Origin of the sequence: Algoriphagus sp. NF (genome assembly GCF_028823735.1) — a bacterium.
GTDB classification, from domain to species: domain Bacteria; phylum Bacteroidota; class Bacteroidia; order Cytophagales; family Cyclobacteriaceae; genus Algoriphagus; species Algoriphagus marincola.
Genome location: NZ_JAPEIB010000018.1, coordinates 73,567 through 83,371 on the forward strand (window position 1 = coordinate 73,567; position 9,805 = coordinate 83,371).

Annotated in this window: 7 protein-coding genes; all 7 read right to left on the minus strand. The window is 44.0% G+C overall.

Annotated elements, in window-relative coordinates; genetic code table 11:
- Positions 1-19: 19 nt before the first annotated feature.
- The 7 genes from OU792_RS10480 to OU792_RS10510 all read right to left on the minus strand — a co-directional run bounded on the left by OU792_RS10480 (position 20) and on the right by OU792_RS10510 (position 9,638).
- Positions 20-1,420: a DUF6600 domain-containing protein gene (locus OU792_RS10480; protein WP_274670138.1), complete on the minus strand. Its 1,401-nt coding sequence runs from the start codon at positions 1,418-1,420 to the stop codon at positions 20-22.
- Positions 1,421-1,925: 505 nt separating this feature from the next.
- Positions 1,926-2,930 carry a Gfo/Idh/MocA family protein gene (locus OU792_RS10485; RefSeq protein ID WP_274670139.1) on the minus strand — a complete coding sequence of 335 codons (1,005 nt, stop codon included), beginning with the start codon at positions 2,928-2,930 and terminating at the stop codon, positions 1,926-1,928.
- A 51-nt stretch (positions 2,931-2,981) separates the two neighbouring features.
- On the minus strand, positions 2,982-3,488 hold the full coding sequence (locus tag OU792_RS10490; RefSeq protein ID WP_274670140.1) for a heme-binding domain-containing protein: 507 nt from the start codon (positions 3,486-3,488) through the stop codon (positions 2,982-2,984).
- A 134-nt stretch (positions 3,489-3,622) separates the two neighbouring features.
- Complete coding sequence (locus OU792_RS10495; RefSeq protein WP_026947267.1) at positions 3,623-3,820, minus strand: hypothetical protein; 198 nt, start codon at positions 3,818-3,820, stop codon at positions 3,623-3,625.
- A 10-nt stretch (positions 3,821-3,830) separates the two neighbouring features.
- Entirely contained in the window at positions 3,831-5,237 is a 1,407-nt protein-coding gene (locus OU792_RS10500) for an ADP-ribosylglycohydrolase family protein (protein WP_274670141.1), read from the minus strand.
- Positions 5,238-5,359: 122 nt separating this feature from the next.
- A complete protein-coding gene (locus OU792_RS10505) occupies positions 5,360-7,795 on the minus strand; it encodes an ABC transporter permease (RefSeq protein ID WP_274670142.1) in 2,436 nt (811 codons plus the stop codon).
- Between the two features lie 376 nt (positions 7,796-8,171).
- On the minus strand, positions 8,172-9,638 hold the full coding sequence (locus OU792_RS10510) for a Gfo/Idh/MocA family protein (RefSeq protein ID WP_274670143.1): 1,467 nt from the start codon (positions 9,636-9,638) through the stop codon (positions 8,172-8,174).
- Between the last annotated feature and the right edge of the window lie 167 nt (positions 9,639-9,805).

Consider the following 9,805-nt stretch of genomic DNA (forward strand, 5'->3'; position numbering starts at 1 on the left):
CTTTTGTTAAGGGATTCTATCAGTTGTTTCTAGAGTTTCCTCTTGAGCTACTGCTGGATCGAGTAAGGGCCTTTCTGCTAGAACTGCTTCTGCTCGGAGTAGCTACTTTGGAATTGCTCTTACTCGAGGATTGTACCCGCGAACTACTTCGAGTAGGAGTTTGGGCTCTGCTGCTGCTTTTAGGAGCCTCTACCCGGGTATTTCCGCTGCTTGGAGCCTGTACTCGAGTGTTGGAACGCTGAGGAGCAGCTTGCACATTCCGCTGTCTGCTTGGCGCCGGAGCCTTCGTTACCGAAGAGCTTCGGGTAGCAGGTTGTACTCTGCTAGAGGATCCGCTTCGGCTTCTAGCGGAATTGTCCGGTCTTACTGAACCTTCCCGGCTACTTGGACTGGATTGAACTCGGGTAGAGCGACCATTCTGTCTCGGAGCTTCGTAGGGTCTAGTCTCGAAGTTTTTGCTTGGAGAGCTTGATCTGCCAGGCTGTATACTTCTGCTCGAGCTTCGGCTAGGCGAGGCAGCTTGAGTTCGAGAGCCGGTATTTGATTCGGTTCTCACTCTCGGAGAGCTTTCCATCGTACGGCTTCTGCTTGGGCTTGTGGCAGTCACAGATCTTCTGCTTCTAGCTTCATTGGATTCCAATACTCTGGAAGGTCTAGCTTGTGCGGTTCGGCTTCGACTGGATTGTAAGTCAGGTCGATACATGCTTACCCGACTATTGGAAACTGCCACTCGACCAGGTCTCGCGCTATTCTCTACTCGATATACTGGCACATTTCTTCCAGTTACCCGTCGGATTTCCCGACTGCTCGGACCCGCTACATAGGTATTGTTGTTGTAGACCACGGTATTGTTGATGACGGTGGTTCTATTGATGATCTTGATCCGAGTGCGGTGAGGAGCATAGTATCTCCAGGCATAGCGATCATAGATTCTTCGCTGCGGTAGAAATACCCAATGAAAGTTGGGAATCCCGATTTGCACACTTACAGATACCCTGGGACCTAAGGGCGCCCATCCGTAGTAGCCACCGCCTGTTCTCCAACTCACCCAAGCAGGACCCCATTCATAGCCTGGAATCCAAGCCCAGCTTCTGTAGTAGTCATCAAAGTACCAGCGACCGTAGTGAAATGGTGCCCATCCCCAGTCGTAGTAGGATACCCAGGTATTGCCAAACTCAGTCATAGCCCAGTGTCCATTCGTACCGTAAGGATGGAAGTCAGGGCCTACAGCAGGGAGCCAGATAAAGCCATGTCTTGCATCGCGTACCCAGTCTCCATAGGGCATCAGTTCATCATAAAATACCTGAAAGGAAATGCCATGGTAGGCTTCAGCTTTGCTAGGGGTGGAGGCCAAAAGACTCAGGGAGAATACGCCCATCATCAGGCCAGTGATCCATCGGGTGAGAAGTGAGGTTTTCATGCTGTGTTGGTTTAGGTTGACAAATAATCGGGGCAGGTTTAGTGGTTGCTTCTATTTTCCAGATGCAATTATTTGGAAAAAGGTTGCATACCTACTAAAACTAAAATCAGGCCAGTTTTCAAATCTTTAAGAAAATCCGTTTGATTTTATTCTCTTATTCGTAAAAAAATTAATTAAGGTTCGATTTTAAAAAATATATAGACAAAAAATAATGATTGAATTAATACACATTCATAAAAAAATTAATTAATTGGATTTTGTCAATTTGAAAAAATCCAGGAAGGCGATTCCTTTATTTAAAAATCTAAACGGAAAAGGACCGTTTTCGGGTTTTTAGGCCTATCTTAATTTTTACTTAAAAAATTTGATTTTTTTCAAATCAGGGTTTAAAGAGTTCAAGGTTCAGTGTTCAAAGTTCAATAGGATTTCCTTAGCCACTAAAGAACAAAATACCACTTACTACTTACCACTTACTTCCTTCTCCCAGCTTCCCATTTCCCACTCCCTACTTCCCATTTCCTCCTGTCAACATCTCCAAAACCCAATTGGTCGATGAGGCGGTTTGACCCGTACTAGGACTCTGGGTTTTTCCCAGCAGATCATCTACAATCAGTTGGATCAAAGGCTGCTGAATGTGTTTGGGTAAATCAAATTGAAAATGCTTTTCGGTGTCACCATCCTTATGTAGGTGGAATTCTCCTTTTCCAAAGGTCTCAAATCGGATTTGGCCTAGACTCCCATCAATGGTGATTTGATCGATCTGATTTTCTTTGGCGCTGGCAAAACTCCAATTACCTGTTCCCATGACGCCATTTTCAAATACATAGCTTCCAACGACCGTGTCTTCTGCCTCGTAGAGACCAGCTTGATTATTTTGAAAACCCGATGCCTGGCTGATCTTACCAAAAAAGAATTGAAGCAAATCCAGTTGATGCGAGGCGAGATCATAGAAATATCCTCCTCCGGCAATCTCCGGATCTACCCGCCAATTATTCTCTAATTGGGCAATGATTTCCGGTTCGGGCTCCTGCCGCATCTGAATATTTACGGTGCGTACAGTCCCAATTTCTCCTTGCTCAAGAAGCTCCTTGATTTTGACAAAATGTGGTAATGCTCTTCGATAGTAGGCCACATACAGTGGAACCCGTGCTTTTTCACAAGCTTGGATCATGCTCAGGCATTCAGCGTAGGTTCGAGCCATGGGTTTTTCTACATACACGGGTTTTCCAGCCTTGGCAGCCAGTTCGGTGTAGGGTAGGTGCATATTTGGAGGCGTGGCGATGTAGATGGCATTGACCTCCGGATCATTTATCAGCTCCTCGGCATCGGTATACCATTTGGGGAACTGATGTCGATTTGCGTAGTCTTTTACCTTCTCCTCATTCCTTCGCATGACAGCTACCAAGCGGCTGTTTTGGATCAAATTCATGGCGGGGGCCGATTTGACTTCGCATACATTCCCAACCCCGATGATCCCCCATCGAACTTCCTCTTCTTTAATTTTCTTCATAGGCTCAAAATAAAAATGACCCGGTAAATTCGGGCCATTTTATTACGTTTTTTATTGACTTGGTGGGGTCCTCCTTTTTCTGACTAGGCTATCGGCAGGGTAGGTGGCTGCCAAATAAGCCATTTGATCCTTTGCCCAATTGATCAATGCCAGACGCTCTTCTTCGGTTAAGTTGGCTTTAGGGTGCAGTCCAAAATAGGTGTAGGACTCCAAGGGCATTTCTTTCTCTTCTACCATTTCAATTACTTCTTCAAACTTGTGGTTTTGCACAGCAAGAGGAAGCTTGGTGAATTCGGAAAAATTCAAATGCCTTTTACCATCATTCACATGGTCTGCCAAAAAATATTTGACAGGTTGTATGTTTGAATACCAAGGATAGCGGGTCAGGTTGGTATGGCAGTCATTACATGCACCTTTGAGGATAGTGGCGACATTATCTCCGATTTGGTAACTTTTTGAGATATCAAACTCCATGTCATTACTTTCATTTTTTTCCACGGGGATAAACTGGATTAGAACAAGGAGTGCTAGAAAAGCGATTGTGATTTTTTTTAACATGGCTGGGAGGGTTGGTTAAGGATTAGACAGGTTTTTTTCCTTGAGGTTTACTAATGATGGACTTAATACTTATCCTAATTTCATCCTAAATTTTTGATAAAATATGCTTTATATCTTAAGATTCGCTTAATTCTCTATTTCCTAAAGCGAACTCCATCAATCACCAAACTCAAACCAGCCTGAAATACTATCAGTCCCGCAGTTCCGTACCAAAACCAAGGTTCGCCAGATAGTTTGTTGAGACCAGCATCAATACACATGGAAAGTCCAGTACCCGTCAAAAGCAATCCAGATACCGACTGAATCAGCCATCGGAGTGTTTTCTTTTGCATTTCTATAAATTTAAATTTTTGGAATTAGGTAGCGATTATTCTCAAGGTCTACTCCTCCATTCATCCGCTCCTGTACCACCCGGTCAATGATCATGATTCCTGTTTCGGCCATATTTTCGAAGGTGTCCACTCCATCATTGGGGAATCCACCACGGGTCCTATGAATATAGAATCGATTGGAGAGCTTTTGACCAAAGGCTTTTTCTACTCCTTCTTTTCCTATCAAAAAACCGATCAATCCTCCCCAGGTAGCAGTTGGATTATCCGAATCCCAGCCGGCTAAAGTTCCGATTTTGATTGTTTCCTTTAAATCTCCTTCTCCATAGAAAAGGCTGACCAAACCTGCTCCAAAGTTGATGCCTGAGGCAAAGCATCCATTGCAAACAGGGTCCTTGTAATACCATTCGTATCCGTCCTTTTTTTGGATCTGGTAAAGTGTGTGCAGGCTATCTCGGGTTTCTTCCCATGGTCTGCCTTGCTGATAACTTTCCCAGACAAAGTCATACATGCTGGCTATCTGAGATTCTGCTGGTAAATAGGCTCTTGCAGCTTTTGCGAGTCCAAAGACTTGGTCTTTGTGGGATAGGGTAGTATCCACCGTAGCAGCCAAAGAGTGCATGACTACATAAAATTGGGAGGCCCATTCAGCATTTTCCCGTGCGGTAGTTTGAATAGGAAGAGATGCGATTTCGAGGGCAATATCCGGTCTTCCGGGTGCAAAAAGGCCAAAGATCTCAGTAGTGAGCTGGGCATCAATCATTTCATACTCGGGATTGTTTTCAGGTGAACCAGTAGCAGGTGGGAGCATTCCTTCCCGCATCAGATCGTGCGCCCGTTGATTGGATACCCAGAGATAGTTTTCGGGGGATTTTCCGTCTTTTCCGATATAGGGTGTGTTTTCATCCGAGTAGATATGCTTCAACCAGCCGTCTCGAATCTGCTCTGGGCTCAGCTGAGTAGTTTGATGCTGAAAAGTAAGGTACTGATACATATACTCGATATCGGTATCATCATCCGCTCCCCAAATACTATCTTCTCCAAGCAAAACAAAGTCAATCTTCCTGCCATATTCTGGAACGGTGTCTTCCCAAATTGCAGGTTGGTCAAGGCCTCCCCAATTTTCCCGAGTGTAAAACCCTGCGCCCTTGCCATCTTTTCCTTCACCACCGATTTTATCCATTTCAGTGATCAGTCCGGTCCAGTTGGCAATGCATTGGCCTAGCCAAAAGCCATAAAGCTGGCCGGTATATTTACTTCTGGAAATGATTTGATCAGTGGGAGAGGGCTTGTATTTCTCGTAGCTTAGGTTTGGGTTTGAAATGATGTTTTCCTTTTCCTGTGGATTCGAACAAGCAATCAAAATATAGATTGAAAAAGTCAAAGAAATCCAGACGGTTGTTTTGGGAGATTTTAGCACGGGGTATGATTTGATCTTTAGATGACTAATGTAAAAAAATCAATAGTAAATCTGTTGAAAAATGGCCAAAGGATTCCCCGAAACCCATTAAAGCCTTTCCAAAAAGCTTCAAGTTTTGATCTCTACCTTGAAAGGGTTCCATTTCCGCCCTCCTGTAAGGCATCGATGGGGTTAGCGCGATAACTTCTCAGAGCTTGAATCTGAATGATGAAAAGTGTCAATAGACCAAATAGGATCAGCGGCAATAGTAGAACCCACCATCCAATAGCTATTCGGAAAGCATAATCTTGAAGCCAGCTATTTCCCAAAAAATAAATACATGGAATACTAATCAATCCTGCAATTAGCAAAGAAGGAACCGTTCCCTTTCCTAAAATTGCTACCACGTCTTTAAACTCTGCACCGAGTGTTTTTCTAATTCCTATCTCCTTTACTTTAGTAGTAGCCAAAAAGAAAGTAAGCCCGAAAAAGCCCAAAGAGGCGACTAGAATTGCCAACCCTGAGAAAATCTGGAACACTTGGAAGAAATTCTGATCTTGCTGGTATTGCTGATTGTAAAACTCATCCAAGTAAAAATAATTAAAGGGGTTACCGGGAAAGGCTTGCTCCCAAGAAGCTTTCAAGTCGCTTAATAGCGCTGTTTCCGAAGAAGAGTTGAATTTCAGATAGAGGTAAGAGTCCGGCTGCTTTCCCTTCTCAAAAATGATGGGTTGATATGCTTCACGAAGTGAAAACTGATGAAAATTCTTGATAACGCCGATGATCTCTGGGGTACTGTTTCTCCTGTAATGAATCCGTTGGCCGATGGCATCCTCTGGGGATTCGAATCCCAAAAGTTTGGAAGCTTCCTCATTGATGATGACGGTTTCTTGCCCACTGGAAGCGTTATTAAAGCCTCTTCCAGCCAGGATTTCTAATTTAAATTCGGGGATAAAATCCTCATCAATTTGCGTAAATGAATAGTTGTTGGCCTCTTCTTCAGGGACGGAAAGTCTCCTTACATATCCCTCGGCATTACCCGAAATCAACTTGCCGGGAATGAAATTTGCAGCACTTACACCTTTGATTCGGCTGTCAGTCTTTAGCGAACTTTGAAAGCTCCCAAGTCGCTGTCCTAAATCAAATTCTGAATTTTCTACACTTGGTCCATTCAGGACCAGTGTTTTTTCCAGCTCCAAACCAGCATTGCTTTCCTGCATAAAACGTAGTTGGGCTGAGATCAAAAGGGTGAATCCGATGACGAAAATTGATATTGCAAATTGAAAAACAACGATGGGGCGCTGGATTTTTAATTGACTCTGTGACTTGGAGGAAAGGGTTTGATAGGAGCTTTTGGAAACTAACCAGGCCGGGTAAAGACCAGAAAAGAGGACGGCGGCAGCAATGATTGCCAATTGGTAGCCGATTCCAAGATTGAAAATCATCTCATGGAGTAGGTCGATATTTGTAAGTGAAAAAAGGAATGGGTTGACTAAGGCGATTAACAAAAAAGCCAACACTGTTGCGATTAAATTTACGAATATAGCCTCTGTAAAAAGCTGTTCGAAGAGTTGGTACTTCCGGGCCCAAAATATCTTCCTCAATCCGATTTCCTTGTGCCGCTGAATGGCTCTTGCCGTAGCAAAGTTGACATAATTGCAACCTGCGATCACCAAAATTAAAACTGCCAAGGCCGCCAACAGGTACAAGGCCTGCTCGCTTCCATTACTTTTGAACTCATTGAGCAGACTGGATCTAAGATGAATATCTTCTAAGCCAAGGGAATAAAACTGGAGCCCTGAATCGGGAAAGGTTTCTGTAGCAATTTGGCCCAAGGCTTCATCTAAATCCGCCTGACTCCCATTTTTTGGCAGTTTGACATAGGTATAGAGACTGTTGCCCCAATTGGAAAATTCTCGATCTGGATTGCTGTATAGGTCAAGAGAAATCAAGGCCGAAAACTCCAAATGGGTATTTCCGGGAATGTCTTGGATTATCCCTGCGACCGTATAGTTTTTGAATTCTTCGTAGCCATCCGCTCCATAGGCTCCATAAGCTCCGTTGATAATGATAGCCTTACCCACGGGATCTGTTTTCCTGAATAGTTTGAGAGCAAGTGACTCCGTCAAAATCACGGATTGTGGGGTGTTCTTCCAATTACTGGCGGATCCAGCTATAAACTCAAAGTCAAAAAAGTCAAAAAAACCGTTTTCTACTCCAAGGATTCCACCTTGCTGGAAGATCGTTTCTTCAAACTGAATGCTGGTGTTTTGTGCCAGAGGATGGATTCGAAGGACAGCCTCTGCTCCAGCAAAATCATTTCGTAGTTTTTCGCCCACGCGAGAATAGGTGCTTGCAGAAGCACTAATGACCTCATTTTCCAGTTTCTTCAATTCAGAGACTCGATAGATTTGATCTGAGTGGCTGTGAAATTTATCGTAGCTTTTTTCGTAGGACCAAAAACTGAAGATTAATAGGCAAGAAGCCAAGCCAACACTCAATCCAAAAATACTAACGATGGAATAAAATGGATGGAATTTGATTCCTCGAATGCTGGTCTTGATGTAATGTCTAAGCATGCCTTAATTCTAAATACCTACAAACTTTTTGACCAAAGTCTTGCCAGAAAAAATATCCATTTTTTAGGCCTAACGGAAGAATTGAGGTTCTCAAGCTCTTTTCATTCGATCAAAATTGTCCGAAAATGGGAAAATATTTAAAATTCATTGTTGTTGGATGGCAGCTTGAATAGCCTTTTTTCATGCGTTTATAATTTGTCTTAAAGCGGTCACATGGAATCTCGCATTTATAATCATCCCTCTGGGTGTCGCTTGCGTCATGCTCGATTTCATCCCGATCCAAGCCTTAAGAATTAAGAATTTCAATTGAGAAAAGGACAACAAAAAAACCGTGAGTTTTTGGCCCACGGTTTATGCAATTATTCTAAGTCAGAGTTTACACCTCAAATCCCTTGCGATATTGTCTGCCGACAAACTGATTGGCTTCTTCCAGGTTGGTGATTCGCATGTTTTCTCCATCCCAAAGTAGCTTTTTGCGGGCGAAGAATTCTTGGCGACCCTGCGCATTTTCCCTTCTGAGCATATAGCTTCTTATTGCCAAATTACCCATCAAAACGGTCTCTGTCATTGGGCCGGCATAGTCAAAGGAAGATGTCAAATCTTGATGCTCCTGTGAGTTGAAACCAGCCTTACAAGCCTCTACCCAAAGCCGCTGATGGCCATATTCTCTTTCGAATCCTTCCTCAGACTGAGGTCCTTCCTCTTTCGTGCCGTCATTGAGATAAAGCTTAGGCATCAGCGGTGAGGAATCGTTGATATTGGTAGAGATGATTCCCTTTTCACCGATGATGAGCACTCCGTTGGCAGAATTAGCACCTCCGATGTCATCGTTTGCCGGAATGATGTCAGGGTGTGCCGGTCTGATACCTCCATCCATCCAGTTCATTTCGATGGGTGATTTGCTTTTGGCAGTTGCATCAAAATGTAAGGTGATAAAGGAGGAAGCTGGGCAACCCTCCGGATGGTAATCAGGTGTCCACATCTGACTGAAAACGGATCCTACGCTACATTCAGCATCTTTTGGATAATGAAGTCCCAAGGTTCGGAACGGAATATCGATCAAGTGACAGCCTACATCGCCCAGTGCGCCGGTTCCATAATCCCACCAGCCTCTCCAGTTGAATGGATGAAGATTTGGGGTGAAAGGGATTTCCGGTGCTGGTCCTAGCCAAAGATCCCAATCCAAAGCATCAGGCTTTGCTCCGGGCTCTGCCTTTGGAAAAGCTCCACCCTGAGGCCATACAGGACGATTGGTCCAAACCTGAACTTTGCTTATTGCACCGATTCTATCTTCGTCTACCCATTGTTGAACGAGTTTCAAAAGCGGATTGGAACCACCCTGATTACCCATTTGGGTAACCACCTTTTGAGATCTTGCCATTTCGGTCAGCATTCTGGCCTCCCGGATGTTGTGGGTCATGGGCTTTTGAACGTAAACATGCTTGCCGCGCTCCATGGCATACTTGGCAGCGGGGCCGTGTACATGATCAGGGGTGGATATCGTTACCGCATCAATGTCCTTTTCCTTGTCCAGCATCTCCCGGTAGTCTGCATAGAGTTTAGCACTGGGGAAATTATCTACAGAACGCTTGGCAGATCCTGCGAAATCTACATCACAAAGTGCTACCACTCGCTCTCTTCCACCTACGGATGCCAATTCAATATCACTTGCACCTTTTCCACCTGCGCCAATCGCTGCCAAATTCAATTGGTCGGAAGGAGCTGTAAAGCCCACCCCTCCCAATACGTGTCTTGGTACAATGAATACGGAAGAGGCGAGAGCGGCATTTTTTATAAATTCTCTCCTGGATTGTCCAGAATTAGGTTTCTCGGGTTCCTTCATAATCGATTTTGTTAGGGTTTAATATTATTGATGATTGAAATCTTAAGTTAAGCCCTCGGGCTGATAATTTGAAATATTACTATTCAAATGGTTGATTTTAGGCTTTATTTTTTATGACTCTTCGGAATCCTACACGTAGCCAAATATTCTTAGACAGCTAGTGACAA